This window comes from Pseudomonas sp. PS01300 (assembly GCF_029960155.1).
GTDB lineage: Bacteria > Pseudomonadota > Gammaproteobacteria > Pseudomonadales > Pseudomonadaceae > Aquipseudomonas > Aquipseudomonas palmensis.
Genome location: NZ_JASCPN010000169.1, coordinates 1 through 278, shown reverse-complemented (window position 1 = coordinate 278; position 278 = coordinate 1). Strand labels below are relative to the sequence as shown.

The window sequence follows — 278 nt, the reverse complement described above, 5'->3', positions numbered from 1 at the left end:
GCCCTGGAACAATCAGCCCTGCTGCTCAGTTGCGCGTACAAGCTCACCTTGCAAGCCGGCATCGAGCCGGATGGCACGCTGGTCTGGGCGGCACATTACCTGAGCGGCATGTCCAAGGCCCTGGTCGAGGATGTGGCGCACGCGATGTTCATCGAACAAACGCCTGCGCCATGACGGTCAGTAGCTGTCCTGCGGCACGCTGGCAATGATCGAGCGATAGCTGTTCATGCGCTGCTGCTGCACGCGCCCGTCTTCCAGCGCCTTGAGCAGCGCACAGC

The 278-nt window shown here is 62.9% G+C and carries 1 protein-coding gene; it reads left to right on the top strand.

The features are described 5' to 3' along the window. Positions 1–3 precede the first annotated feature (3 nt). Positions 4–174 carry a DUF3077 domain-containing protein gene (locus QMX96_RS26825; protein ID WP_282362740.1) on the top strand — a complete coding sequence of 57 codons (171 nt, stop codon included), beginning with the start codon at positions 4–6 and terminating at the stop codon, positions 172–174. Positions 175–278: the final 104 nt, after the last annotated feature.